Origin of the sequence: Streptomyces sp. AC602_WCS936 (genome assembly GCF_019049125.1) — a bacterium.
Taxonomy (GTDB): Bacteria; Actinomycetota; Actinomycetes; order Streptomycetales; family Streptomycetaceae; genus Streptomyces.
Map to the genome: position 1 here is coordinate 196,751 of NZ_JAGMUF010000020.1, position 25,443 is coordinate 222,193.

General features: G+C 70.7%; 19 protein-coding genes. 5 read left to right on the top strand and 14 right to left on the bottom strand.

Annotated elements, in window-relative coordinates; genetic code table 11:
• Positions 1 to 8: 8 nt before the first annotated feature.
• The 5 genes from KUM03_RS09535 to KUM03_RS09555 form a co-directional block, all read right to left on the bottom strand.
• On the bottom strand, positions 9 to 986 hold the full coding sequence (locus KUM03_RS09535; RefSeq protein WP_217246593.1) for an ABC transporter permease: 978 nt from the start codon (positions 984 to 986) through the stop codon (positions 9 to 11).
• 113 nt (positions 987 to 1,099) lie between these two features.
• Positions 1,100 to 2,899: an ABC transporter substrate-binding protein gene (locus tag KUM03_RS09540; protein WP_217246594.1), complete on the bottom strand. Its 1,800-nt coding sequence runs from the start codon at positions 2,897 to 2,899 to the stop codon at positions 1,100 to 1,102.
• Between the two features lie 110 nt (positions 2,900 to 3,009).
• Positions 3,010 to 4,041, bottom strand: a complete 1,032-nt coding sequence (locus KUM03_RS09545; RefSeq protein WP_217246595.1) for an ABC transporter permease — start codon at positions 4,039 to 4,041, stop codon at positions 3,010 to 3,012.
• A gap of 852 nt (positions 4,042 to 4,893) precedes the next feature.
• On the bottom strand, positions 4,894 to 6,801 hold the full coding sequence (gene typA / locus KUM03_RS09550) for a translational GTPase TypA (RefSeq protein ID WP_217246596.1): 1,908 nt from the start codon (positions 6,799 to 6,801) through the stop codon (positions 4,894 to 4,896).
• 156 nt (positions 6,802 to 6,957) lie between these two features.
• Entirely contained in the window at positions 6,958 to 9,333 is a 2,376-nt protein-coding gene (locus KUM03_RS09555) for an ABC transporter family substrate-binding protein (RefSeq protein WP_217246597.1), read from the bottom strand.
• A 308-nt stretch (positions 9,334 to 9,641) separates the two neighbouring features.
• Here KUM03_RS09555 and KUM03_RS09560 point away from each other — a divergent pair, with 308 nt between their 5' ends.
• The 4 genes from KUM03_RS09560 to KUM03_RS09575 are packed head-to-tail and all read left to right on the top strand — an operon-like array spanning position 9,642 to position 13,510.
• Entirely contained in the window at positions 9,642 to 9,929 is a 288-nt protein-coding gene (locus tag KUM03_RS09560) for a hypothetical protein (RefSeq protein WP_217246598.1), read from the top strand.
• 28 nt (positions 9,930 to 9,957) lie between these two features.
• Entirely contained in the window at positions 9,958 to 10,794 is an 837-nt protein-coding gene (locus tag KUM03_RS09565; RefSeq protein WP_217246599.1) for a hypothetical protein, read from the top strand.
• On the top strand, positions 10,794 to 12,749 hold the full coding sequence (locus KUM03_RS09570) for a fumarate reductase/succinate dehydrogenase flavoprotein subunit (RefSeq protein WP_217246600.1): 1,956 nt from the start codon (positions 10,794 to 10,796) through the stop codon (positions 12,747 to 12,749). The genes KUM03_RS09565 and KUM03_RS09570 overlap by 1 nt, the downstream gene beginning before the upstream one ends.
• Entirely contained in the window at positions 12,746 to 13,510 is a 765-nt protein-coding gene (locus KUM03_RS09575) for a succinate dehydrogenase/fumarate reductase iron-sulfur subunit (protein ID WP_217246601.1), read from the top strand. Before KUM03_RS09570 ends, KUM03_RS09575 begins: the two co-directional genes overlap by 4 nt.
• Before the next feature lie 4 nt (positions 13,511 to 13,514).
• On the opposite strand, the gene KUM03_RS09580 is transcribed toward KUM03_RS09575, so the two are convergent.
• The 7 genes from KUM03_RS09580 to KUM03_RS09610 form a co-directional block, all read right to left on the bottom strand.
• Positions 13,515 to 14,606, bottom strand: coding sequence for a glycoside hydrolase family 18 protein (locus KUM03_RS09580; protein WP_308406284.1), 1,092 nt, complete (start codon positions 14,604 to 14,606; stop codon positions 13,515 to 13,517).
• 241 nt (positions 14,607 to 14,847) lie between these two features.
• Positions 14,848 to 17,436, bottom strand: a complete 2,589-nt coding sequence (locus KUM03_RS09585) for a SpoIIE family protein phosphatase (RefSeq protein ID WP_217246602.1) — start codon at positions 17,434 to 17,436, stop codon at positions 14,848 to 14,850.
• Between the two features lie 254 nt (positions 17,437 to 17,690).
• The gene (locus KUM03_RS09590) at positions 17,691 to 18,101 is read right to left on the bottom strand and encodes an ATP-binding protein (protein ID WP_217246603.1); all 411 of its coding nucleotides are present in this window, start codon (positions 18,099 to 18,101) and stop codon (positions 17,691 to 17,693) included.
• A 137-nt stretch (positions 18,102 to 18,238) separates the two neighbouring features.
• Positions 18,239 to 18,661: a (deoxy)nucleoside triphosphate pyrophosphohydrolase gene (locus KUM03_RS09595; RefSeq protein WP_217246604.1), complete on the bottom strand. Its 423-nt coding sequence runs from the start codon at positions 18,659 to 18,661 to the stop codon at positions 18,239 to 18,241.
• 68 nt (positions 18,662 to 18,729) lie between these two features.
• A complete protein-coding gene (locus KUM03_RS09600; protein ID WP_217246605.1) occupies positions 18,730 to 18,921 on the bottom strand; it encodes an SPOR domain-containing protein in 192 nt (63 codons plus the stop codon).
• 369 nt (positions 18,922 to 19,290) lie between these two features.
• Positions 19,291 to 20,043, bottom strand: a complete 753-nt coding sequence (locus tag KUM03_RS09605; RefSeq protein ID WP_217246606.1) for a GntR family transcriptional regulator — start codon at positions 20,041 to 20,043, stop codon at positions 19,291 to 19,293.
• A 147-nt stretch (positions 20,044 to 20,190) separates the two neighbouring features.
• Complete coding sequence (locus tag KUM03_RS09610; RefSeq protein ID WP_217246607.1) at positions 20,191 to 21,408, bottom strand: DUF4190 domain-containing protein; 1,218 nt, start codon at positions 21,406 to 21,408, stop codon at positions 20,191 to 20,193.
• Between the two features lie 122 nt (positions 21,409 to 21,530).
• On the opposite strand from KUM03_RS09610, the gene KUM03_RS09615 reads away from it, so the two are divergent.
• Positions 21,531 to 22,727 (top strand): serpin family protein, encoded by a 1,197-nt coding sequence (locus tag KUM03_RS09615; protein ID WP_217246608.1) that lies wholly within the window; start codon positions 21,531 to 21,533, stop codon positions 22,725 to 22,727.
• A 7-nt stretch (positions 22,728 to 22,734) separates the two neighbouring features.
• On the opposite strand, the gene KUM03_RS09620 is transcribed toward KUM03_RS09615, so the two are convergent.
• Positions 22,735 to 24,330 (bottom strand): S8 family peptidase, encoded by a 1,596-nt coding sequence (locus KUM03_RS09620; RefSeq protein WP_217246609.1) that lies wholly within the window; start codon positions 24,328 to 24,330, stop codon positions 22,735 to 22,737.
• Positions 24,331 to 24,569: 239 nt separating this feature from the next.
• Positions 24,570 to 25,400, bottom strand: a complete 831-nt coding sequence (locus KUM03_RS09625) for an oxidoreductase (RefSeq protein WP_217246611.1) — start codon at positions 25,398 to 25,400, stop codon at positions 24,570 to 24,572.
• Positions 25,401 to 25,443: the final 43 nt, after the last annotated feature.

The following is a 25,443-nucleotide window of genomic DNA, read 5'->3' on the forward strand; positions in this document are numbered from 1 at the left end:
TGGTTCTCCTAGGACAGGCGCACGCGCGGGTCGATGACGGCGTACACGGCGTCCACGATCAGGTTGAAGACGATGATGAGCGCGGCACTGACGAGCATGACGCCCATCAGCATCGGCAGGTCCTTGTTGGTGACGGAGTCCAGTGCGAGCCGGCCGATGCCGGCCAGATCGAACGTCATCTCCGTGACCATGCCACCGCCCATGAGCGCCGACAGGTCGATGCCGAGGATGGTGACGATGGGGATGAGGGAGCCGCGCCAGGCGTAGCGGAAGAAGGTGTAGTTGCCCGACATGCCCTTGGCACGGGCCGCTCTCACATGCTCTTCCTGTAGCTGCTCGATCATCGACGAGCGGCTCATCCGGGTGTAGTTGGCGGTGAAGATGGTCGCCATGACCAGCCAGGGGATCAGCAGACCCATGAACCAGCCGCCGAGATCCTCGGAGAAGGGCACGTACTTCGGCTTCTCCAGCCAGCCCGTGCTGTACACGAGCGCCAGCATCACGAGCGGGCCGAGGAAGTAGATCTGCAGGGAGCTGACGACCAGCGAGCTGGAGCTGAAGGTCTTGTCGATCCAGGTGCCGCGGAACTTGGCGGCCAGCATGCCGGCGCCGAGACCGAGGATGAGGAAGACGATCATGCTGCCGATGGTCAGCGAGACGGTCAGCGGGAAGCGATCCATGATCGTGTCCCAGACGTTCTGGTCGTTGGCGAAGGACACACCGAAGCAGGGCGCCGGGCAGTGCCCGACGGCGAAGTCGCGGCCGGCGAAGATCCCGACCATGAAGTCCCAGTACTGGACGGTGACCGGCTTGTCGAGCCCCAGGTTCTGGTGAATGATCGCCAGCGCGTCCGGAGTGCAGTTCTTGCCACAGGCCAGCATGGCCGGGTCCTGCGGGATCGCGAAGAACATGAAGAACGTGAACGCACTGATCAGCACGAGGATCAGCGCCGCGCCGAATGTCCGGCGAATGAGGAATTGAAGCATGGCAGACAGCTGCTCTCAGGACGGCGGCAGTCGGGTGGGAGGTCTGGGAGGGTCCGGGGCCGGTGGTGGGCGCTCCGCCGCGCACCCAACCACCGGACTCCCGACCGAGCGGGCTACTTCTTCAGGAAGATCCGCGTGACGTCCACGTAGCTCGTGTCGTGGCTGTAGCGGATGCCGCCGATGTTCGAACCGAAGATCTGGAAGACCTTGGTGTAGTACAGCGGGGCGGCCGGGTTGATCTCCGTGGAGATGTACTTGGCCAGCTCGGCCCATGCCTTGGTGGCCTCGGCCGTGTCCGTGATCTTCTCGATGCGCTTGATCTCGGAGTTGACGTGGTCGTCGTTGATGTGCGAGTAGTTCGACGCGCCGTCCTGGATCTGCGTGCCGTCGTACACCGGCGGGATGACCGTGGAGGCGGACGGCCAGTCCTGGCCCCAGCCGGTCATGTACAGGTCGTAACCGTTCTTGACCTTACCGACCTGCTCGTACCAGGTGGCGGAGTCGATCTCCTTCTTCTGGATGTCCAGACCGATCTTCTCCAGCGCGTCGGCGATCAGAACGGCCTGCTTCTGACGGGTCGGCGTGTTGGCGTAGGCGTAGACGAGGCTCTTGCCCTCGAAGCCGCCTTCCTTGATCAGCTTCTTGGCGGCCTCGATGTCGCCGTTGGGCTTCTTCAGGCGGTTGAAGGGGTCGAACTTCGCGTCGTAGCCCGGAGTGGTGGGCGAGATCAGCGAGTTGGCGACCTCACCGCCGTAGGCACCGCCGTCGGCCTTGTAGACCGAGGCGGAGGGCAGCGCCAGGGTGATGGCGTCACGGAGCTTCTTGTCCTTGACGCGGTCCATGTTGAAGTTGAGCTGCCACACGTAGGGCGCGTAACCCTGGATGGTGCGCTTCATCGCCTCCTTGTTGCTCACCACCTTCTGGAGCTGGGTGGTGGCGACCTGACCCGTGAACATCATGGCGTTCTTGGCGTCGCCCTGGTCGGCGAGGAGGGTCTTGGTCTGGCTCTCGTCGTCGGAGTTCATCGAGATGTTGAAGCCGTCGACGTACTGGTGGCGCACCGAGTCGGACTTCGGGTCCCACTGGTCGTTCTTGACCAGCTTCATGGACTTGCCCGGCTTGAACTCGGCGATCTTGTACGGGCCGACGGAGACCGGGTCGGAGTCGTACTTCGCCTTGGTGTCCGTCTCCTCCGGGACGACGCTGTAACCGGGCATGGTCAGCATCTGCGGGAGGTCGGGGCGCGGGGTGTTGAAGTGGAAGACGATCGTCTTCTCGTCCGGCGTCTCCAGGACGGACTTGGGCAGGTGCTTGCCCTTGTCCGGGCCCTGGTACGCGTCGCGGTAGGTGGTGCCGGCGCCGGACAGCCACTGCTGCAGGTACGTCGGGCCGTCGGTGATGTAGTTCGAGTACAGGCGCTCGACGGTGTTGCGGATGTCCGCCGAGTTGATCGGGTTCCCGTTCTCGTCCTTCAGGTTGTCCTTCAGGGTGTACGTCCAGGTCTTGCCGCCGTCCGACGACTTGCCCGCGTCGGTGGCGAGGTCGCCCACGACGGTCAGGTTGCCCTGGTCGTCCTCGGAGTACTGAGTCAGACCGCGGAAGATGAGGCGGCCGAGCAGCTTGCCGTCCGAGACGTAGATCTGGCCCGGGTCCAGGTGCGAGAAGTCCGCCTCCTGGTAGACCGTCACGGTGCCGCCCGGCTTGGCGCCCGGCACCTCGGGGGCCGGACCGGTCGACGCCTCGGCGTCACCGATCTGGACCGGCTTCGACTGCGACTTGGCGTCCTCCTTGGTCTTGCTCTTGTCCTTGGAGGAACTGTCGCCGCCGCCACCACCGCAGGCGGTGAGAGTGAGTGCGCCGGCCGCGACCGCGACTATCGCGGCCGTGGCGGTGCGGTTACGGAAGATGCTCATAGGGACGAATCCACCTGCCTGTGAGTAGTGAACACTGCTGGTACGTGGCCGGGGCGGGCTGAGCGGCGCCGGACCGGCCGGGCGGGGTGTGGGGGGATTCCCCTGGGGGATCAGCGGCTCGACTTGGGATCGAAGGCGTCCCGCACCGAGTCGCCGAGGAGGTTGAAGGCCACCATGAAGACCACCATGGCCACTCCGGGGAAGAGCATGTAGTACGGGTCCTGCTCGACGATGCTGGCGCCGATGGCGAACATCCGTCCCCAGTCCGGCGTGGGCTCGACGTAGCCGACGCCCACGAAGGAGAGGAACGCGATGCTCAGGATGGTGGCGGGCAGCGTCAGCGTCGCCTGTACCAGCGTGGGGGTGACGATGTTGGGCAGCAGTTCCTTGCGGATGATGCGCCAGGGCGAGGCCCCGGAGATGCGCGCCGCCTCGACGAACTCCCGGTCGCGCAGGGAGAGGGTGGCGCCGCGGACGATGCGGGCCATGCTCATCCAGCCCAGGAAGGACAGAACGATGATGATGGCGGAGGCCCGCACGTAGGTGGGCGTCTCCTTGTCGGGGGCGACGAAGACCGTGGTGATGACGGGCATCGCGGCGACGAAGAACAGCTGGCTGGGCAGGGCCATGAAGAAGTCGGTCACCCGGCCGAGCCAGTAGTCGATCCTCCCGCCGAAGTAGCCGCCGGTGAGACCGATCAGCACGCCCAGGATCGTCATGATCAGGGTCGCGGCCAGCGCGGTGGCGATCGAGTTGCGCATGCCGTACAGCAGCTGCATGAACACGTCGCGGCCCAGGCCCGGTTCGATGCCGAACCAGAACTCTCCGGTGATGCCGCCGAACGGCGCCGCCGGCATGGTGAACATGTCGAGCAGCTCGGGCCGCTCCTGCCCGTAGAGGGTGTACGGGTCCTTGCCGTAGACCTTCGAGATCAGCGGCGCCGCGGCGGAGATCGCGAAGAAGAAGAGGACGACGCATGCCGAGATGACACCGGCTCGGTCGCGCTTGAAGCGCGCCCACATCAACTGCCCGGGCTTCTGCCCCGCCGGCTCCTTCGGCTTGTCGGCGTCGCCCTTGGGCGCGCTCTCCTTGTCCAAGACGGAAGAGGCTTCAGCACCCTCAAGCTCGATTGGACTCGTCATGATTCGTCCGTTTCACAGGTTGGAGGTCGTCGGGGGCGCGCTGCGGTCCGACGGCCTTCGCACGGCGTACGTCATTCGCAGCGCGCGAGGGGAACAACGACGGAGGGGCGTCACCACCCCTGGGGAACCCTGGCTCGCGGTCGGGGCCTACCGACCGACGGAACGAGTCGTCAAGGGAGTTCGCGACGTCGCGTCGCTACCGCAACCACCGTGACGGCACAGGACGTGCCCGCGGGGCCTTCAGCCGCCATCGGGGACGATGCGACCCATATGGCGCTTGTGGCACCTCGCATGGGTTCCTCCTCATGAATCCGCTGGTTCACCGCAAAGGGGAGCACATGACACATCCCGGCCACCTCGCGGTGCCTGAATTCGCCTGGTGCCCCCGCGCTCGCGAGTCTTCGCCGTCAGCGCGTGACCCGTTCATCCGAGCTCTACGCGCCTAACTATCTGCCATCCGCAGGGGAACGAACCACACTCTTGAGGTCTCGGTTCGATCACAGATAGGGGCTAGATCTTTCAAAATCCGGACAAAGGGTTTGGTGAGAGATCACTGCGAAACGGACTTGTTACACATCTGGCGGTGGTCACTGTCCGCATAACGAACGCCGGTGTGACGAAAAGTGATTGCGCGTAACGCGTCCGCAGTGCAGAGTCCCGTACAGGTCTGTCCTGCGCCCGGCGCACACCGCGACGGCCGGCGTGCCGGGCGGAATGCTTCCGCGGAGGTTAGTGCGGTTCCGGCCGCTGGACGGCGTTCCGCCCGCGAATCGAGGGTTTTCCCTAGAGTTGGCCCGAAACGGCGCCGGGCCCCACGTGAAGACGTGGGGCCCGGCGTTTCGGAACGGGGTGTCAGCCGTGCTTGGCGCGGCTCGCGGCGCGGGCGCGCTCGCGGGCGTCCAGGTTCACCTTGCGGATGCGGACGGCCTCCGGGGTGACCTCGACGCACTCGTCGTCGCGGCAGAACTCCAGCGACTGCTCCAGCGAGAGCTTGCGCGGCGGGACGATCGACTCGGTCACATCGGCCGTGGACGACCGCATGTTGGTGAGCTTCTTCTCCTTGGTGATGTTGACGTCCATGTCGTCGGCGCGGGAGTTCTCGCCGACGATCATGCCCTCGTACACCTCGGTGCCGGGCTCGGTGAAGAGCACGCCGCGCTCCTGGAGGTTGGTCATCGCGAACGCGGTGACGGCACCGGAGCGGTCGGCGACCAGCGAGCCGTTGTTGCGGGTCTGCAGCGTGCCGAACCAGGGCTCGTGGCCCTCGTGGATGGAGTGGGCGATGCCGGTGCCGCGGGTCTGGGTCAGGAACTCCGTCCGGAATCCGATCAGACCGCGGGACGGCACCACGAACTCCATGCGGACCCAGCCCGAGCCGTGGTTGGACATGTTGTCCATCCGGCCCTTGCGCACGCCCATGAGCTGCGTGACCGCACCCATGTGCTCCTCGGGCACGTCGATCGTCATCCGCTCGACGGGCTCGTACGTCTTGCCCTCGACCTCCTTGGTGACGACCTGCGGCTTGCCGATGGTCAGCTCGAAGCCCTCGCGGCGCATCTGCTCGACCAGGATGGCCAGCGCCAGCTCACCGCGGCCCTGCACCTCCCAGGCGTCGGGGCGCTCGGTGTCCAGGACGCGGAGCGAGACGTTGCCGATCAGCTCGCGGTCCAGGCGGTCCTTGACCTGGCGGGCGGTGACCTTGCGGTCCTTGACGGCCGCCTTGTTGTCCGCGCCCTTGCCGGTGGCGCCGCGGCCGACCAGCGGGGAGGTGTTGGTGCCGATCACCATGGAGATCGCGGGCTCGTCCACCGTGATCAGCGGCAGCGGAACCGGGTTCTCCTGGTCGGCCAGGGTCTCGCCGATCATGATGTCCGGGATGCCGGCGACGGCGCAGATGTCACCGGGGCCGGCCTTCTCGGCGGGCTTGCGGGTGAGCGCCTCGGTCATCATCAGCTCGGAGATGCGCACGTTGCTGACCGAGCCGTCGCGCTTCATCCAGGCGACCGTCTGGCCCTTCTTCAGCTCGCCCTGGTGGACGCGGAGCAGGGCGATGCGGCCGAGGAAGTTGTCGGCGTCGAGGTTGGTCACGTGTGCCTGGAGCGGGGCGCCCTCGTCGTAGGTCGGCGCCGGGATGTGCTCCAGGATGGTGGAGAAGAACGGCTCCAGGTTGGTGGAGTCCGAGGGGACCGTGCCGTCGTCGGGCTTGGTCAGCGAGGCGACGCCGTCCCGGCCGCAGGCGTAGACGATCGGGAACTCGATCTGCTCCTCGTCGGCGTCCAGGTCGAGGAAGAGGTCGTAGGTCTCGTTGACGACCTCGTCGATCCGGGCGTCCGGACGGTCCGTCTTGTTGATGCACAGGATGATCGGCAGCCGCTGGTGGAGCGCCTTGCGCAGCACGAAGCGGGTCTGCGGCAGCGGACCCTCGGAGGCGTCCACGAGCAGCACGACACCGTCGACCATCGACAGACCGCGCTCGACCTCGCCGCCGAAGTCGGCGTGGCCGGGGGTGTCGATGATGTTGATCGTGATGGGGTCCCCGCCGTCCTTCGGGTGGTACTTCACCGCGGTGTTCTTGGCGAGGATCGTGATGCCCTTCTCACGCTCCAGGTCGTTCGAGTCCATCATGCGGTCGTCGACGGAGTCGAGCTGGTGGGCGGCGAAGGCACCGGCCTGCTTCAGCATTCCGTCGACGATGGTGGTCTTGCCGTGGTCGACGTGGGCGACGATGGCGACGTTGCGGATGTCGTGGCGCGTGGCCATATGAGGCGTACTCCCGGAGGGTGTGAGATGGGCCCTCGCGTACGTCCTTGTCACGCGGGCCTGCCGGGCGGTACATGCCACGGCCTCACCCCATCGTACGGGGCCCCGGGGGCGGCGGCTTGCCGGGGCGGGGGCGTACGGGCCGGGGACGCCCGCTCACTTCGACGGGCTCGCCGGGGCCTCGGCGCCCCGGGCGCCCTTCTTCAGGAAGCCCATGTCCTCGTAGACCGGGGTCTCGAAGCCGAAGGCGCCGGCGTTGGCGAGGTTCTCGCGGGCCGCCATGAGCTGGGGGCGCTGGTAGAGGGGGATGGAGCCGGCCGCCGCCCAGATCCGCGAGTCGGCCTTGCGCAGCAGGTCCCGTGCCTTGTCCTGGTCCAGCGTGCCCATGGCCTGGTCGAAGAGCTGGTCGACCTGGTCGGTGCCGACCCGGGTGTAGTTCTGCGCCACGTTCAGGGAACCGTCGGCGGCCGGGACGGGCTTGGCGTAGATGGGGCGGGCGTCGGTGGCGGGGAAGGCGGAGGCGGGCCAGGAGTAGAGCGCCAGGTCGTACTCGCCGGAGGCGACGTGGTCCTTGAAGTAGCTCTCGTCCGGAACCTTGGTGATCTCGGTGCCGATGCCGATCTTCTCCAGCATGTCCGAGATGCGGTCGGCCACGGTGCGCAGGGCCTGGGAGCCGGGGCCGGAGGGGACCACGAAGCTGAGGGTGAGCGCCTTGCCGTCCTTGGCGACGGGGGCCGCCGCGGCGCCGGCCGGGGCGGCGGTGCCCTTGGGGGCGTAGGCGCCGGGGGCGCCGCCCTGCGCGGTGTTCTTGCCGCTGCTGTGCTTCTCGCCGGTCTCCTGGTCGCTGTCGTCGGCGTCCTTGCCGTCGGCGTTCCCGTCGTCGGCGTCCTTCTGGTCCGTCTTCTTGTCGTCCGCGTTCTTGTCGTCCGTCTTCTTGTCGTCCGTCTTCTTGTCGTCCGTCTTCTTGTCGTCCGTCTTCTTGTCGTCCGTCTTCTTGTCGTCCGTCTTCTTGTCGTCCTCGCCGACGATGTACGTGCCGTCGTCGCCGCCGTCGGACTTCTTCTCGTCCTTCTCGTCCGCGGACTTCTCCGCGCCGGCCGCCTTCTCGCCGTCCTCGGTCTTCTTCACCGGTCCGCCCGGCACCCATCCGGCGTCCGCGAGGAGCGCTCGGGCCTCCTTGGCGTCCTGGTCGCCGAGGGCGCCGCTGCCGTCGGCGTAGACGGGCTGGCCGGACAGCGCGAGGTGGCTGCCGACCGGCTCGGCGGGCAGGCCCAGCGGCTTCAGCACCGCCTCCGCCAGCTTCTCCCGGTCCAGGGCCCGGGCCACGGCGCGGCGGACGCGTTCGTCGGCGAGGGGGCCGTCGGCGCCGTTGAGGGCGAGCTGGGTGTAGGCGGGCTCCAGCGACTTGCGGACCTCGAAGCCGCTCAGGGCCTTGCGCCGGCGTTCCGTCTTGGCCTCAGCCTTGCGCCGCTTCTCCCGGGCGAGGATCTCCTCCTCGGCCGCCTCCTCGTCGGAGCCGTTGGCGACCGCCCAGGAGCGCAGCGCCTCGGCGGCGGACCTGCCCTGCGGGCCCGGGAGCGCGGAGGTGCCCGAGCCCGGGGCCGGGGTGCCGTCCGGGCCCATGAGCGGGGTGCCGGTGCCGGCGTCCCGGGGGCCGGCGGCCACGGCGACCTGTTCGGCGGTGTCCGGGTCGATCTCGGCCAGGTCGAGCTCGCCTGCGACCAGCTCGGAGACCCGCTCGTCGCGCGGCACGGCACGCAGGACGATCTTGTCCAGCTTGGCCGGCTCCCCCCACCAGCGGGGATTGCCGGTGAGGACCACCTCGTCGGCCTTGGTGTCGACCTTCTCGACGGTGAAGGGTCCGGCGGTGACCTCGAGCTTCCGCCGGGCGCCGTCGTTGAAGGCGTCGGGGGAGCCCGTGACGTCCTTCGGGTACAGCGGCGTGAACAGCGACTTCCAGTCGGCGTAGGGCCGGTCGAAGGTGACTCTGACCTCCAGGTCGTTCGCCCCGCGCTCGATCTTCTCGATGCGGTCGTAGCCGGCGTTGCGGGCGGTCCAGTAGGCGGTGTCCTTGCCGGACAGGGCGCGCCACTGGGCGGCGAAGTCGGCGGCGCCGATCTCCCGGCCGTCGCTCCAGACGGCCTGCTGGTTGAGCTTGTAGACGACGACCTGCTTGGGCTCGGTCTCCACGACCTCGGCCGACTCCAGGTAGTCGGGGTTGCGCACCGGGCGGCCCCGCTCGTCCATCCGGTACATGGAGGGCAGCACGGCCTGGGCGACGCGGGTGGTGGTGGCGTCGGCGTCGGACTGGAAGGCGTTCAGCGTCTCCGGTACGGAGTCCACGGCCCAGCGCAGGGTGCCGCCGTCGGCGATCCGGGCCCGGGCCGCGGCGGCGACGTCCTGCTCGGCGAGCGGCTTGCCCGCCGGGTCCTCGGAGGTGCAGCCGGCCAGCGCGGGGAGGGCGAGCACGCCCGCGGTGAGGAAGGCGACCGAACGCATGACCGCGCGCGGTCCGACGCCGACGTGGGACATCTCTGCTACCTCCGGAAGGCCGCGGGCGTTGTGGTCGCTTTTGGCGGTATTTGGAGTTGATCATTTGTATTCGGGCGGGGATGCGGCCACTGAAGAGGAAACGGTTCCGCCACGCCGGGAGACACGGCGGTGACGGTGCGTAAGCCCACCCGTGCGGCGCAACACCACCCGCGATGCACCGACACGCCCCGGCCAATCGGTGCACGTCCCTTCCCAGCGGCAGGTGTGACGCGCGACACTCTCAGGCGCATGAACGTCACCACCAAGGCCGGCCGCCGTGCCGTGTCCGGCGGAAGCGAGGTCACGTCATGTCCGTGCACGACGACCTGTCATCGATCCAACGCAGTCTCGACGACCTGACCCGGTCGGTGGCCCGGCTGGAGCAGCAGCTGGGCAGCGGCGGCCTGGAGGTCCGCCGGGTCCGCACCGACACCGACCACCTGCGCGACAGCGTCGCGCTGCTGCGGGCGGCAGCCGCGCCGGACGCGCCCAGGCGTCCGGACCTCGTCACGATCCCCGACACGCCGTACGACGGCTCACTGTGGACGGACTCGGACGACGAGGGCCTCGGCGCCCGCGACCGCCGCGCCCCCTGAACCCGACCCGACCGACCGGAGTCGCCCAGTGGCCACTGGTACGGAACCCCCAGCCACCGACCCCCATCCCCCGGGCGGCGGCGTCCACACCCCGACGCGCGCCGCCATCCGCGCCCCGCACCTGCGCACCGACCGCTGGTGGCTGGCACCGGCCGCCACCGCCGCCGGACTGCTGGCCTTCGTCGTCTACTCGACCTGGCGGGCGTTCGCCAACGCGGACTACTACGCGGCCCCCTACGTCTCGCCCTTCTACTCCCCCTGCCTGGCGGAGAACTGCGAGCCGATGCGCGGCGGGCCCAACTGGGAGATCTTCGGGAGCTGGTGGGGCATCTCCCCCGCGATCATCATCCTGATCTTCCCGCTCGGCTTCCGCCTGACCTGCTACTACTACCGCAAGGCCTACTACCGGGGCTTCTGGGCGTCCCCGCCGGCCTGCGCGGTGGCCGAGCCGCACAAAAAGTACACCGGCGAGACCCGCTTCCCGCTGATCCTGCAGAACGTCCACCGGTACTTCTTCTACGCGGCCCTCCTGGTCGCGCTGATCCTCACCTACGACACGGTGCTCGCCTTCCGCGACGAGGACTACGCGTGGGGCCACATGGGCCTGGGCACCCTGGTGTTCCTCGCCAACATCGTGCTGATCTGGGCGTACACCCTCTCCTGCCACTCCTGCCGGCACATCGTCGGCGGCAAGCTCAAGCACTTCTCCCGGCACCCCGTGCGCTACCGGATGTGGCAGTGGGTCGGGAAGCTCAACGCCCGCCACATGCAGCTCGCCTGGGCGTCGCTGGTGAGCGTGGCGCTCGCCGACTTCTACGTGTATCTCGTCGCGTCCGGTGCCTTCGACGATCCGAGGTTGTTCTGATGTCCGTGGTCGACCGGCAGGAATGGGACGTCGTCGTGGTGGGCGCGGGCGGCGCCGGGCTGCGCGCCGCGATCGAGGCCCGCGAGCGGGGCGCCCGTACGGCCGTGATCTGCAAGTCCCTGTTCGGCAAGGCGCACACCGTGATGGCCGAGGGCGGCATCGCGGCCGCCATGGGCAACGCCAACTCCGGTGACAACTGGCAGGTCCACTTCCGCGACACCATGCGCGGCGGCAAGTTCCTCAACCAGTGGCGGATGGCCGAGCTGCACGCCCAGGAGGCACCGCAGCGGGTGTGGGAGCTGGAGACCTGGGGCGCGCTGTTCGACCGTACGGAGGACGGCCGGATCTCGCAGCGCAACTTCGGCGGCCACGAGTACCCGCGCCTCGCCCACGTCGGCGACCGCACGGGCCTGGAGCTGATCCGCACCCTCCAGCAGAAGATCGTCGCGCTCCAGCAGGAGGACTTCCGGGAGACCGGCGACTACGAGTCCCGGCTCAAGGTCTTCCAGGAGTGCACGGTCACCCGCGTCCTCAAGGAGGGCCGCCAAGTTTGCGGCGTCTTCGGCTACGAGCGCGAGTCGGGCCGCTTCTTCGTGCTCCAGGCGCCCTCGGTGGTGATCGCCACGGGCGGCATCGGCAAGTCCTTCAAGGTGACGTCGAACTCGTGGGAGTACACCGGCGACGGACACGCGCTGGCGCTGCTGGCCGGGGCGCCGCTGCTGAACATGGAGTTCGTGCAGTTCCACCCGACGGGCATGGTCTGGCCGCCGTCGGTGAAGGGCATCCTCGTCACCGAGTCGGTGCGCGGTGACGGCGGGGTGCTGAGGAACTCCGACGGCAAGCGGTTCATGTTCGACTACGTCCCGGACGTCTTCAAGGACAAGTACGCGGTGACGGAGGACGAGGCCGACCGCTGGTACGACGACCCGGACCACAACCGGCGGCCCCCGGAGCTGCTCCCCCGGGACGAGGTGGCGCGGGCCATCAACGCCGAGGTGAAGGAGGGCCGGGGCTCACCGCACGGCGGCGTCTTCCTCGACGTGTCGACCCGGATGCCCGCCGAGGTGATCAAACGCCGGCTGCCGTCCATGTACCACCAGTTCAAGGAGCTGGCGGACGTCGACATCACGGCCGAGCCGATGGAGGTCGGGCCCACCTGCCACTACGTGATGGGCGGCATCGCCGTCGACTCCGACACGGCCGCCGCGCGCGGGGTGCCGGGGCTGTACGCGGCCGGTGAGGTGGCCGGCGGCATGCACGGCTCCAACCGGCTGGGCGGCAACTCGCTCTCCGACCTGCTGGTGTTCGGGCGCCGGGCGGGCCGGCACGCCGCCGAGTACGCGGCGGGGCGGGACGACGGGGCGCGGCCCCGGGTGGCCGACGCCCAGGTCGACGCCGCCGCCGCGGAGGCCCTGCGGCCGTTCTCCGCGGAGGTCTCCGCCCAGACGGAGGCGGAGGAACCCGGCGACGGCCCTCCCGAGAACCCGTACACCCTCCACCAGGAACTCCAGCAGACCATGAACGACCTGGTCGGCATCATCCGCCGCGAACCGGAGATGAAGCAGGCCCTGGAGAAGCTGGCCGAGCTGCGGCTACGGGCCCGCCGGGCGGGGGTGGAGGGGCACCGGCAGTTCAACCCGGGCTGGCACCTCGCCCTGGACCTGCGCAACATGCTGCTGGTCAGCGAGTGCGTGGCGCGGGCCGCGCTGGAGCGCACCGAGTCGCGTGGCGGGCACACCCGTGAGGACCACGCGGCGATGGACCGCGCCTGGCGGGGCGTCAACCTGCTGTGCGCCCTCACCGACCCGACCGGGGGTCTGGCGGCCACCGACCCGGTGCGCGGCCAGATCGCCCTGACCCGCGAGGCCACCGAGCCCATCCGTCCCGACCTGCTCGCCCTCTTCGAGAAAGAAGAGCTGGTCAAGTACCTCGCCGAAGAGGAGCTGTCCGAATGAGCGGCTACGAGGCCCGCTTCAAGGTGTGGCGCGGCGACGTGGAGGGCGGCGGTCTGGAGGACTTCCGCGTCGAGGTGAACGACGGCGAGGTGGTCCTCGACATCATCCACCGCCTCCAGGCCACCCAGGCCCCCGACCTCGCCGTGCGGTGGAACTGCAAGGCGGGCAAGTGCGGTTCCTGTTCGGCGGAGATCAACGGGCGTCCGCGGCTGCTGTGCATGACCCGCATGTCCGTCTTCACCCGCGAGGAGACGATCACCGTCACGCCGCTGCGGGCCTTCCCGGTGATCCGTGACCTGGTGACGGACGTCGGCTTCAACTACACCAAGGCCCGCGAGGTCCCCGCCTTCGTGCCGCCCGCCGATCTGGGGCCGGGCGAGTACCGGATGATGCAGGAGGACGTCGACCGCTCGCAGGAGTTCCGCAAGTGCATCGAGTGCTTCCTGTGCCAGGACACCTGCCATGTCGTCCGTGATCACGAGGAGAACAAGCCGGCCTTCGCGGGCCCGCGTTTCCTGATGCGCGTCGCGGAGCTGGACATGCACCCGCTGGACGCGGCCGGGGACACCGGCCTGGACCGCGGTCGCACGGCCCAGGACGAGCACGGCCTCGGCTACTGCAACATCACCAAGTGCTGTACGGAGGTCTGCCCCGAGGGCATCAAGATCACGGACAACGCGCTGATCCCGCTGAAGGAACGGGCCGTGGACCGCAAGTACGACCCGCTGGTGTGGCTGGGGTCGAAGATCCGGCGCCGCTAGAGAGTCACGGGTTCACCCAGCCCTCGCGGTACTCCTTCCAGTTCGTTTCCGTCGCCGCGAAGTCGATGTACGGGGCGACGCCGAAGAGCTCGCGGTCGGCGTCCGTCCGGGAAAGGCCGAGGCGGACGCCGCGGACGGCGGCTTCGACGGTCTCGGCGTGGCCCCAGTGGTCGAAGTTGCTCTCGTAGTAGAAGGGCAGGCCCATCAGCAGGTGAGTGGTGGGCGGGGTGACCTCCAGGGCGAGGGACGTCTGCTGGGCGACGTAGCCGCCGTAGGTACCCTCCAGCGGCTGCGCGGTGTCGTACGACATCACCGCGATCTGGTCGACGCGGCGGGCGACCTGGCCGAAGAACTCCTGCGACCACCACTTGGGGTTCTCGGTGAAGACGCCGAAGACGGTGTGCAGGGCGGGCAGCGGGTCGATCTGGTGGGCGGCCACCGAGAGCTGCGCCTTCTCCGCGCGGGTGACGGTGCGCAGGTCGTCCAGGAGGGAGAGGTAGTTCCGGTCGCCGGAGTGCAGGGGCTCCAGGTCGAGGTGGACGCCGTCGTAGCCGGCGTCGAGGACCTGGCGGGCGGAGTCGACGACGGCGGCGCGGGTGTCGGCGCGGTCCAGGTGCATGCCGTCGGGGCCCTCGGTGACGAGGACGTCGCCGAGGAAGGCCTGGACGCGGACGCCGGGCAGTTCGCGGTGCACGGCGTCGATCAGCCAGCGGGCCTTGGGGTAGCGGGCCTTCGGCAGGGTGCCGTCGTGTTCCAGCGGGCCGGTGTGGACGTACAGGTCGCGGATGCCGGTGGTCTTCAGGCGGGCGGCGAAGGCGGCGAGGTCCGCGTCGTCCTTGCGGCCGTCGACCCAGGCGTGGCCGAGCCACATGGCGTCGCGGTTCCTGGTGTGGGTGCCGTCGGCGGGGTCGCCCATGTAGTTGACGCGGAGGGCGGTCTCGGCGGTGAGGAGGGGGAGGAGCAGGACGAGGAAGGCGGCCAGGACGATACGGCGTGTGCGACGCAGCCGCCTCTTCCTCTGCTGTGGGGGCTGGTCGCCGTCGGCGGCTTTCCGGTCTGCTTGCGGGTCGGTGTTTCTCGGCTCCGTGTCCTCCACGGTGTCCCCTCCCTGTGGCCCGTCACCGGTCGCGGTGGCCGGTTCACGTGCATACGCTCGCTGCGTGTTGCCAGCAGGGACGACTCGAACCGGTGTTCCGGTTGCGGTCGGGGGTGCGCGGCGGTGATCTCCGCCGATCTGGTGCCGCCCCTGGTCACGGCCGGGGCGGCCCTGCTGCTGGCCGGGTACGGGCATGTGCGCCGCACCCGGCGGGCCCGGAACCGTACGACCCCGGGCCAGGTCAGAACAGGCTCAGCAGCGCCTCCGCCGGGTCGGTGAGCTGGGTGTCGCCGCCCGGTAGGGGCAGCTCGAACCAGACCGTCTTGCCGCGCGGCGTACGGCGTGAGCCCCAGGCCGCGCTCAGCAGGCCGACCAGTTGCAGGCCGCGGCCGCCCTCGTCGGTGTCGCGGGCGCGGCGCCTGCGGGGCTGGACCAGGCCGGAGTCCCAGACCTCGCAGACGAGGGTGCGGTCGAGGAGGAGCCGGAGTCTGATTTCGCCCTCGCCGTACCTGAGGGCGTTGGTGACCAGTTCGCTGACGAGCAGTTCCGTGGTGTCGACCAGCGGTTCCATGTCCCAGGCGAGCAGCTTGGCGCGGGCCAGTTCGCGGGCCCGGCCGACGCTGCGCGGCTCGCGGGGCAGGGTCCAGTCGCCGACGGACTCGCTGGGCAGGCCCTGGACGCGGGCCATGAGCAGGGCGATGTCGTCCTCGCCGTGGTGGCTGTCGAGGGTGTTGAGGACCTGGTCGCAGACGTCCTCCAGGGGGCGCGCGGGGTCGGTGAGCGCGCCGACGAAGGCCTGGAGCCCTTCGTCGAGGGGGTGGTCGCGGCTCTCGACCAGGCCGTCGGTGTAGAGGGCGAGCAGGGCGCCCTCGGGCAGTTCGACCTCCACCTCCTCGAAGGGCTCGCCGCCGACGCCGAGCGGCAGGCCCGGCGGTACGTCCAGCATCAGCGCGGACTCGCCGGGCTCGACGAGGACGGGCGGCAGGTGGCCGGCGTTGGCGAAGGTGCAGCGCCGGGTCACCGAGTCGTAGACGGCGTAGACGCAGGTCGCCAGGTAGACCTCGGAGAGGTCGGCCTCGCGGGGGCGGCGGGCGGCGCGGGTGGCCTGCTGGACGCCTCCGGGCGCGCCGAGGCCGCAGGCGATCTCGTCGAGCTGGGAGAGCACTTCGGCCGGTTCGAGGTCGAGTCCGGCGAGGGTGCGGACGGCGGTGCGGAGTTCACCCATGGCGACGGCTGCGCGCAGGCCGCGGCCCATGACGTCGCCGACGACGAGGGCGGTGCGGTGGCCGGGCAGTTCGATGACGTCGAACCAGTCGCCGCCGACCTCGCTGGGCCGGCCGGTGGCCGCGTTGCCGGGCAGGTAGCGGCAGGCGATGTCGAGGCCGGACGCCTCGGGGTCGCCGGGCGGGAGCAGGGACCGTTGCAGTATCAGGGCGCGTTCGTGCTCGCGCCGGTAGAGGCGGGCGTTGTCGATGCAGACGGCGGCGCGCGCGGCGAGTTCCACGGCGAGGTCGCGGTCCCGGTCGCCGAAGGGTTCGCTGCCCTTGGTGCGGGCGAACTGGGCGAGCCCGACGACGGTGTCGTGGGCGACCATCGGCACGGCGAGCGTGGACTGCACCAGGCCGCCGTCCTCGGCGGGGACCGTGCGCGGCCGTGCGGTGCGCAGGGCGTCCGCGCAGGGCGAGTTGAACGGGTAGTGGTGGACGGCGCCGAGCTTGACCCGCTCGCCGGTGCCGTGGAAGGGCGCGTCGGAGACGGCGCTGGAGAAGGCGACGCGGCGCAGTTCCGCGCTGCCGTCGGCGAGGCCGGGCGGGGTCTCGTCGCCCACCAGCAGTCCCTGGTAGAGGTCGACGGTGGCCAGGTCGCAGAAGCCGGGGACGACGACGTCGAGGAGTTCGCGGGCGGTGGTCTCCAGGTCGAGGGAGTTGCCGATGCGGGCGCCGGCCTCGTTGAGGAGGGCGAGGTTGCGCCGGGCGGCGGCGGCCTCGCGGGCGGCCTCGCGGCGGGCGGTGATGTCGGTGCCGAGCCAGGCGACGCCGATGGGGCGTCCGGAACCGCTGTGCACGCGGTAGAGGTTGACCGACCAGTGGCGGCGGTCCTCGGTGCCCGGGGTGAAGCCGGTGACGTGCATGTCGGTGATGGAGTCGCCGGTCTCCAGCACCCGGCGCAGGGTCGCGGAGACCCGGTCGGCCTCGGCGCGCGGCAGGTAGTCGTGGACGCCCTTGCCGCGGTGGTCGTCCGGTGTGCCGCCGAAGACGGAGGCGAACCGCTCGTTGGCGCGGCGCACCCTGAGGTCGGGGTCGATCAGGAGGAAGCCGAAGGGAGACTGGCCGAATATGGCCTGCGAGGCGGCGAGGTCTGTCTCGATGCTCCGGAGCACGCGGACGTCGACGACGATGCAGACGGCGGCCTTCTCCCCGTCCTCCGTCCGCGTCGGCATGACGTACACCTCGGCGAGCCCGCGCTGCCCGCGTCCGTGCCGGCCGCCGCCCTCGGCACCGCGGTCCGGCACCCGGAAGGGCACCACGCCGGTCCACTCCCGCCCGTCGAGGATCTCGGCCATCTTGCGCTGGCCCCGCTCCCGCAGGTCGGGGTCGATGAAGGCCTCGATGGGATCGGTGCCGACGGCCTGCTCGGCCCGGATGCCGAGCAGTTGCTCGGCGCGCAGGCTCCACTGGGCGACGAGACCGTCGGGGCCGATGGAGAAGGAGGCGACCTTGATGTAGTCGTAGATGGAGCCGGGCGGGCTGCTCTGCCACACCGCGTCACCGAACGGCGCGCCGTCCGACGGGCCCTCGGACCCCGTGGCCCTCGCTGGTATCTCGCTCACGCGAACCGTCCCCTCCAGCTCACCGCGTCCGGCACCGGTCACCGGCAGCGGCTGCCCGCAGTATCCAGCACTACGGGGCCGCACGACACGGTGTTCACGATCACAGCACGGTCCCGATGGTTTTCGGTCCGGACCGTGACAACACTTCCAGTCTTCTAACCAGCGGACACGGCATCGAATCACGCAGTTCGACAACTGCCACTGGCCTGAACCAGTTGGTGGGCGGAAAACAGAGCGTCACTCGGGCCGTTCGGTCACTCGGGCACGGCGAGTTCGAACCAGACCGTCTTGCCCGCCTCTCCGGGCCGGGTCCCCCAGCGGCGCGCGGAGGAGGCCACGAGTTGCAGGCCGCGGCCGTCCTCGTCGCCGGGCCGGGCGACGCGGGCGCGGGGCGGGTCCGGAAGCGGGTCGGAGACCTCCACCAGCAGGACGCCGTCCGGCCCGGCCCGGTGGCGCACCAGGCGGACGCCGATGGGTCCGGTGGCGTGCCGCAGGGCATTGGTGACCAGCTCGCTGACCAGGAGGGCGGCGACGTCGCCGACGTCGTCGAGGCCCCATTCGCGAAGGGCGCCGCGGACGCGGGAGCGGGCGGTCCGCACGGCGTCCGGTGCCGCGGGAAAGACCCACTCGGCACAGCCGCCTTCGCTGTCGATCACGCCGATCACTTCCCCGGCCGGCGACCCCCACTCCTGTCCGGTTTCGTGGGGTTAATGGGCACATACCCGGTTCCCGGGGGCCGGTACCGTCGGAGAGGGCGCACAGTTGCACTCACGGCGCACGAGGCGCTCGCGCCGGGCCGTTCTCACGCACCGCGCGCGTCCGGCGCGCCCAGTCCGAGGTGGGCGAGGGCCCGCTCGACGGCCGGTACGTCCTGGTCGAGCCACGGCACGTCCCAGACCTCGGCGGGGGTGAGCCAGCGCAGGTCGTCGTGGTCCTCGAGCGGTGCGGGGGCCGCGGAACCGGGGAGCAGACGCGCGGTCCACACGTGCAGGACGAAGGGGGCTCGCAGGGGCCACTGCCCCGGGACCCGTTCACCGGGCTCCGCCGTCACGCCCAGTTCCTCGCGCAGCTCGCGCACGAGGGCCGCCTCGGGCGCCTCTCCCGCCTCGACCTTGCCGCCGGGAAGCTCCCAGCGTCCGGCCAGCTCGGCCGGTGCGCTGCGGCGCGCGGCGAGCAGGCGTCCGTCGTCGACCAGGGCGGCGCCCACCACGATCCGTTCCGTCATGCGCGGGAGCCTACGGCTCTTTCCCGGGCGATGGCCCGTCGGTCCCGCCGGCGGCTCGCGCGGCGCGGTCAGTCCGCCGCGCCCGCGCCGCCCGCGCCGAGCTTCTCGACCCAGTAGAGCTGCTGGTGGCCGCGACCGTCGAGGGTGTCCGCGATCCTCTGGGCCTCGGCCCGGGTCGCGTACCTGCCCACGCGGTAGCGGTTGCCGTTGTCGTCCTGCCGGAAGACCAGCCAGGGGAGAGTGACCGTGCCGTCGTTCATCGCGCCCCTCCACTTCCCGTCCACGGCCCGCGCCGCGCCCCGCCTGCTAAGGAAACCCCAATCCGCATATGCCCGAGCCTACGCCTAACCTTCACGCAGCGAATACGGCTTTACACAAAGAGGTACCCAACCGGCCAGAACGGAGGGGGCGCACGATGCGGAGTGCGCCGTGCACGCGCCGATGCTTCGGGTCGGAGCCGTGCCGAGGACACGGAGACGACCTGCGGGAACGGCCGGATCGCGGCACCGCGCGGACGTCGGCGAGGGTGCGGACGTCCGTACGGACACGGAAAAGGGGCGCGGGAGGCGCACGAGAGGCGTGCGCCATCTCACACCACCGGGGACGCGCGAACTCCCCCGGCGGCGCCGCTACTTGACGGGCAGGTGGTACGCCACCCGGTAACGGTCGGCGGGAACCACCACGTCGGCCGTCTCGACGGCCCGGCCCGAGGCGTAGAAGGTGCGCTGGACGACCAGCACCACGTGCCCGGGGACGCCGCCGAGCGCGAGCAGCTCCTCCGCGAGGCCGGGGCGGGCGCCGACCTCCTCCGTCACGTTGTCGACGACGACATCGATGGCGGCCATCCGCTCGACGACGCCCATGCCGCCGAGCGGCCCCTCCTCGGGCAGCATCACCGGCGTGCGGCCGGTGAGGTCCAGCGGCTCCCAGGAGGTGGAGAGCATCATGGCCTCGCCGCCGTCCCGGAAGACGTACCGCGTGCACATCACCCGGTCCCCGGGTTTGATCCCGAGCCGCTCGGCGACGGCGCCGCTCGCCTCGGCCTGCTCGCTGCGCGACTCCCACGTGCCGCGCGCCTCACCGTCGGCCTGCTCCTGCCGGAAGGGCGTGGCACCGCCCGCCGGCCGGAACCCGGACCGGGCGACGCGCCGGGGCACGGGCCGCTCACGCACATACGTCCCGGAACCGGACCGGCCCTCGACCAGCCCCTCGGCCATCAGCACCTTGCGCGCCTCGAGCGCGACGGTGTCCGAGACGCCGTACTCCTCGCGGATCCGTGCCTGGGACGGAAGGCGGGTGTGGGGCGGCAGCAGTCCGTCGGTGATCTTCTTGCGGAGATCGCCCGCGACGCGGAGATACGCCGGCTGCTCACCGAATGTCACTGGCCGCTCCCATCAGGTTGTACAGACAGCAACAGCGTGGCAACCGTAGGTTGTGCCAGGCAAGCAAAGGCCAGAGAATCACTCGAAGTGATGACTTGTGCCCTCGGAGGGCTTTACGCAGGCACTTTCTCCCCGCTATAGCCGCCGTCACACCTCCTTGCCGGGGCTCTCTCCTCCACCGTCACCGGACTCGTCGTAGACCGGCGGCGTGGTGTCCAGACCCAGGGACTCGCGGGCGGTGACCGTGCTGTCGCCCTCGACGAGCGAGAGGGCCTTGCCGAGGTGCAGGTAGTACGTGTCGGCGTCGGCCGCCCCGGAGGCGAGGCCGAACTCCTCCCGGGCGGTCTCCAGGTCCTCGACCAGGCCGGCGACCGGCCGCTCCGCACCGGCGGGCCAGCTGTGCCCGCGCAGCATCCCGGTCTCCCGTTCGAGCGCCGCCGACATCCGAGCCGCCCAGTGCTGGTATCCCGCGAGGTCCTGCTCGACCGTCTGGACCACGGGCATCTCGTCCATCGCCAGGTTGAACTGGAACTCCGCCGACAGATAGGTGTGCTGGTGGTGGTCGAGCCTCGTACCGTCGTTGCGCAGGGAGCCGGTCAGCGTGCCCCGCTCGTCCGTGTTCCCGAACAGGCAGGTGACCTCGCGGTCGCCGCCGCGCCAGCTCTGCGCGGTCGGCGTCAGGTAGTACACGTCCACGTCGGCCGGCAGAGCCCAGCGGTCCATGGCGTAGGAGTCCTGGAGGGCGTAGCACCGCTCGTCGGCGACCCGGGTGACCTCCCCCTCGCCGGGGAAGGCACCACCCGGCAGGTCGAACACGGCGAACACCTCGCCGTCGTGCTCCCGCGCGCAGGGCACCTGGTCGACGTCGTACGTCACGCCCTGCAGGGAGCCGCTGGGGGTGGTGAAGCAGTCGCCCTTCTGGAGCGCGTACGCGGTGCCCTCGCCCCGCGCGGCGTCCCGGAAGCCGTCCCAGAAGTCGCCGGCGGCACCCGTGGAGAGCGTCACCGCCCACAGGACCAGCCCCACGGACGACAGCACGGAACCGGCCACCGCGAAGCCCTTGCCCCGCTCGCCCCGCTTCCTGATCCGGGCCAGCGCGACCAGGCCCAGCACCAGCCCGACCGCGGGCACGCAGCAGAGGATGCCCAGCACGAAGGCGGCGATGGCGAACCCGTTGACGGGCGGCTGCCGGGGGTAGGGCCCGTAGGGCTGGCCCCAGGCTTCGCCCGGGTACTGCGGCTGCGGCGGCGAGTACGGGCTGCCCTGGGGGTAGTGCCCCTGCGGGTACTGCGGCGGTGGCTGCTGCTGCGGGGACTGCCCCTGGGGGAAGGGCTCTTGGGGGCCGGGCGGCGGCGGTATGGACACGTGTACCGTGCTCCTGTTTCGGGCGGTGACGCGGAGGCGCCGCGGGGCTGGGGGACGGGCCGCCCGCTGGGTGGCCGGGCGATCACTGAGCGCATCGTAAGCGCGCGGAGGGCGGGGACGGCATGCGGGTCACGAGCACGACGGTCCATGCGGTGAACGGGCTCACGGCACGCTGGGCGGCCACCGCCGACGGGGGCGCGGTCTTCTCGGCGGTGGGCGTGTGGCCCCTGCTCGCCCTGCTCGCCGACGGCGCGGCGGGCGCGGCCCGGTCGGAGTTGGAGGAGGCGGTGGGCGTGCCCGCCGGCCGGGCGGCCCCGGCGGCCCGCGAACTGCTCACCGGCCTCGGCTCGGTGCGCGGCCTGGAGAGCGCCCTGGGACTGTGGACCAAGCGCACGCTGGAACTGCGCGAGCGGTGGGAGGCCGGGCTGCCCGCCGACGCGCACGGCGTGCTCACGGGCGACGTGGAGGCCGACGGGGCGGCGCTGGACGCCTGGGCGGCGAAACGCACGGGCGGGCTGATCGAGCGCATGCCGGTGCGGACGACGCGGGACACCGAGATGGTGCTGGCGAGCGCGCTGGCGCTGCGCACCCGGTGGCTGAAGCCCTTCGAGGAGGGGTGGCTCACCCCGGAGACCGGCCCCTGGGAGGGGCGTGAACTGGCGGGCCTGTGGCGCCACAGCGCGCTGCTCGACCGGATCGGCGTGGCGGACACGCCCGACGGCCACGTCACCGAGCTGAAGGTACTGGGCGACACCGCAGTGGACGTCCATCTGCTGCTCGGCGAGGAGGGCATGACGCCCGGACAGGTGCTCGGGGCGGGGATCGGTGTCCTCGCGCGCCGGCACCCGGTGACGCCGGGTTCGCGTCTGCCGTACGGGGAGGTGGGCCCGGGGGTCGAGGTCGTACGGGAGCGCACGATGCGGCCCGAGCCGCCGACGCTGGACGTGACACTGCCGCCGTACGCGGTCACGTCCGAGCACGACCTGCTGGAACGCCCGGAGCTGTTCGGACTGACGACGGCCGTGCGGCGCGTGCCCGGTCACTTCCCCGGCGTCAGCTCGTACCCCCTGTGCGTCGAGTCGGCCCGGCAGTCCGCCCTGGCCCGGTTCGGCGCCCGGGGGTTCGAGGCCGCCGCGGTGACCGCGATGGGTGCGGCGGGCGCCGGGATACCGGAGCTGCGCTGGCGGCGCACCACCGTGCGGGCCGTCTTCGACCGCCCCTTCGGCTTCCTCGCCGTCCACCGGCACACGCGCCTCGCCCTCGCGGCGGGCTGGGTCACCGACCCGGAGCCGTTCCGCGAGGACGAGGATCAGTACTGACCGGGGGTCAGAACTGCAGGGCCCAGGCGTCGATCCGCCCGGTGTCCCACGACGCGTTGTCGCTGACCCGCAGCTTCCACGTGCCGTTCGCGCTCTCCGAGGAGGCGTTGACGGTGTACGTGGTGTCGATGTCGTTGGCGCTGCCGCCGGTGCCGTACGACTTGAGCGTGTACGCCGTGCCGTCCGGGGCGACCAGCTGGACCCGGAGGTCGCCGATGTAGCTGTGGACGATGTTCACGTCGACGGAGAGCGCGGAGGGGGCGTTGCCCGAGACGCCGGAGACGGTCACCGGGGACTCGACGGTGGCGTTGTCCCGGATGGTGTAGTCACCGGTGTTCTCGAAGCGGTCGCCGGGGGGCTGGGGCGTGGTGCCGCCGTCGCCGACGTTCAGCAGCCGGTTGGGCGAGCCGCTGCCCGGGTTCGAGACGGCGCCGCTGGTGGCGGCGGACGTCAGCGCGGAGGCGACCTGGGCGGGGGTGGCCGAGGGGTTGTCGGCCAGGTGGAGGGCGGCGGCCCCGGCGACGTGCGGGCTCGCCATGGACGTACCGGAGATGGTGTTGGTGGCCGAGTCGCCGCTGTTCCAGGCCGAGGTGATGGACGAGCCGGGCGCGAACAGGTCGAGGACCGAGCCGTAGTTGGAGTAGTAGGCGCGGGCGTCACTCGAGGTGGTGGCGCCGACCGTGATCGCCTCCGTCACCCGGGCCGGGGACTTGGTGGAGGCGTTGGTGGACTCGTTGCCGGCCGCGACGACGAAGGTGACGCCGGAGGAGATGGCGTTGCGGACGGCCGCGTCCAGGGCGCTGTCGGCGCCGCCGCCGAGGGACATGTTGGCGACGGCGGGCTTCACGGCGTTGCGGGCGACCCAGTCGATACCGGCGACGACCTGCGCGGTGGTGCCGGAGCCGGAGTTGTCGAGGACCCGGACGCCGACGATGTCGGCCTGCTTGGCGACGCCGTACGCACTGCCCGCGACGGTTCCGGCGACGTGGGTGCCGTGGCCGTGGCCGTCCTGGGCGGTGTTGTCGTTGTCGATGGCGTCGTAGCCGTAGGAGGCGCGGCCGCCGAAGTCGTTGTGGGTGATGCGGACGCCGGTGTCGATGACGTACGCCGTGACGCCCTGTCCGGCGCTGTCCGGGTAGGTGTAGGAGTCGTCCAGCGGGAGGTTCTGCTGGTCGATGCGGTCCAGGCCCCAGGAGGGCGGGTTGGGCTGGGTGCCGGTGACGTGGAAGGTGCGGTTCTGGACGACGGAGGCGACGGCCGGGTCGGCGGCGAGACGTTTCGCCTCCGTCTCCGAGGCCTCGACCGCGTAGCCGTTGAGGGCCTTGGTGTAGGTGCGCTCGATGTCGGCGCCGTACTTCTTCGCGACGGCGCGGCCCTCGGCGGAGCCGGACCTCGCCTCGTCCGCCTTGAGGGTCACGATGTAGCTGTCGGCGACCGCGTTCGCCGCGTCCTGGTACTGGATGTGGCCCTCGGCGGCGGCCGGGGCGGCGCCCGCGGGGAGCGCGGAGACCAGGCTCGCGGTGAGGGCCGCGGTGGCCACGGCGCCGACGGCGGCCAGTCTTCGCCGGGTGGTGCGGTGGGGGTGGTGACGCAGCACTGCCATGTGAGGGGTCCTCCTCGGTGGGGGTGGTGCATGGTGGGGTTCGTGCACGCCGAGCAGACCGCCCGCAGGACACGGACAGGACACAGGTAAGTCATGCCCATGACAACGTGGGGCGGCTTTGGTGCGTCAGCCGAAAGATTGAGGCTTCCAGAGGAATTGCACAAGGGCCCTGCACGGATGTGCGGGGCCCCGTGCCGTTTGAGCGGAGCACCTCACGCCCCCTCTTGCTGACTCCCCGTTCAGTCCCCGAAGGCGGTGGCCCGGGTGCGCTTCTCCCACGCCTCGACGTCCTCGCGGACCTGGTCGAGATGGCCGAGAACCGCGCTGACACCGTCGTCACCGAGGGGCAGCCGCAACGGGGTGCGCTCGGCCGTCAGGGCCGCGAGGACGAGGGCCGCCGCCTTGGCGGGGTCTCCCGGCTGGTTCCCGTCGCCGCCGGAGACGAGCCCGCGGGTTTCGGCCACCTTGGCGTACACGCCGCTGTCCGCGCTCATCCCGGCGTTGCCGGCCCCGAACAGCCCGGTGCGGAAGGCTCCCGGCTCGACGATCAGCACCTTGATGCCGAACTCCCGCACCTCGTCCGCGAGCCCCTCGGACATGCCCTCCAGCGCGAACTTCGTCCCGCTGTACGCCGAGAAGCCCGCGAAGGACAGCTGCCCGCCCATGCTGCTCATCTGCACGATCGCCCCCGAGCGCCGCTCCCTCATGTGCGGCAGCACGGCCCGGGTCAGCGCGGCCGGCCCGAAGACGTGCACGTCGAACAGGGCGCGCAGTTCGTCCTCGCCCGTCTCCTCGAAGGCACCGACGTGCGTGCGGCCCGCGTTGTTGACCAGGACGTCGATCCGTCCGTGCCGCGCCACCACGTCCCGCACCGCGTCACCGGCGGCGGCCGTGTCGGCGACGTCCAGGCGCAGCGCCTCCATCTGGTCGGGGTGCGCGGCCACGAGGCCGTCGAGCGCCTCGGGCCGCCGCGCCGCACCGACGACCACGTCACCGTCGGCGAGGGCCGCCTCGGCGATCGCCCTCCCGAAGCCGCTGCTGGCACCGGTGATCAGCCACACCTTGTTCATGCCGACTCCCTCGTATCCGCCGTTCCGACGCGAACCACCCTTC

Coding starts and splice junctions, on each gene's coding strand:
- KUM03_RS09625 (WP_217246611.1), bottom strand. CDS start 25,400: ATGAACAAGGTGTGGCTGATCACCGGTGCCAGCAGCGGCTTCGGGAGG.
- KUM03_RS09615 (WP_217246608.1), top strand. CDS start 21,531: ATGCGGGTCACGAGCACGACGGTCCATGCGGTGAACGGGCTCACGGCA.
- KUM03_RS09560 (WP_217246598.1), top strand. CDS start 9,642: ATGTCCGTGCACGACGACCTGTCATCGATCCAACGCAGTCTCGACGAC.
- KUM03_RS09545 (WP_217246595.1), bottom strand. CDS start 4,041: ATGACGAGTCCAATCGAGCTTGAGGGTGCTGAAGCCTCTTCCGTCTTG.
- KUM03_RS09595 (WP_217246604.1), bottom strand. CDS start 18,661: ATGACGGAACGGATCGTGGTGGGCGCCGCCCTGGTCGACGACGGACGC.
- typA (WP_217246596.1), bottom strand. CDS start 6,801: ATGGCCACGCGCCACGACATCCGCAACGTCGCCATCGTCGCCCACGTC.
- KUM03_RS09535 (WP_217246593.1), bottom strand. CDS start 986: ATGCTTCAATTCCTCATTCGCCGGACATTCGGCGCGGCGCTGATCCTC.
- KUM03_RS09575 (WP_217246601.1), top strand. CDS start 12,746: ATGAGCGGCTACGAGGCCCGCTTCAAGGTGTGGCGCGGCGACGTGGAG.
- KUM03_RS09620 (WP_217246609.1), bottom strand. CDS start 24,330: ATGGCAGTGCTGCGTCACCACCCCCACCGCACCACCCGGCGAAGACTG.
- KUM03_RS09570 (WP_217246600.1), top strand. CDS start 10,794: ATGTCCGTGGTCGACCGGCAGGAATGGGACGTCGTCGTGGTGGGCGCG.
- KUM03_RS09555 (WP_217246597.1), bottom strand. CDS start 9,333: ATGTCCCACGTCGGCGTCGGACCGCGCGCGGTCATGCGTTCGGTCGCC.
- KUM03_RS09600 (WP_217246605.1), bottom strand. CDS start 18,921: ATGAACGACGGCACGGTCACTCTCCCCTGGCTGGTCTTCCGGCAGGAC.
- KUM03_RS09540 (WP_217246594.1), bottom strand. CDS start 2,899: ATGAGCATCTTCCGTAACCGCACCGCCACGGCCGCGATAGTCGCGGTC.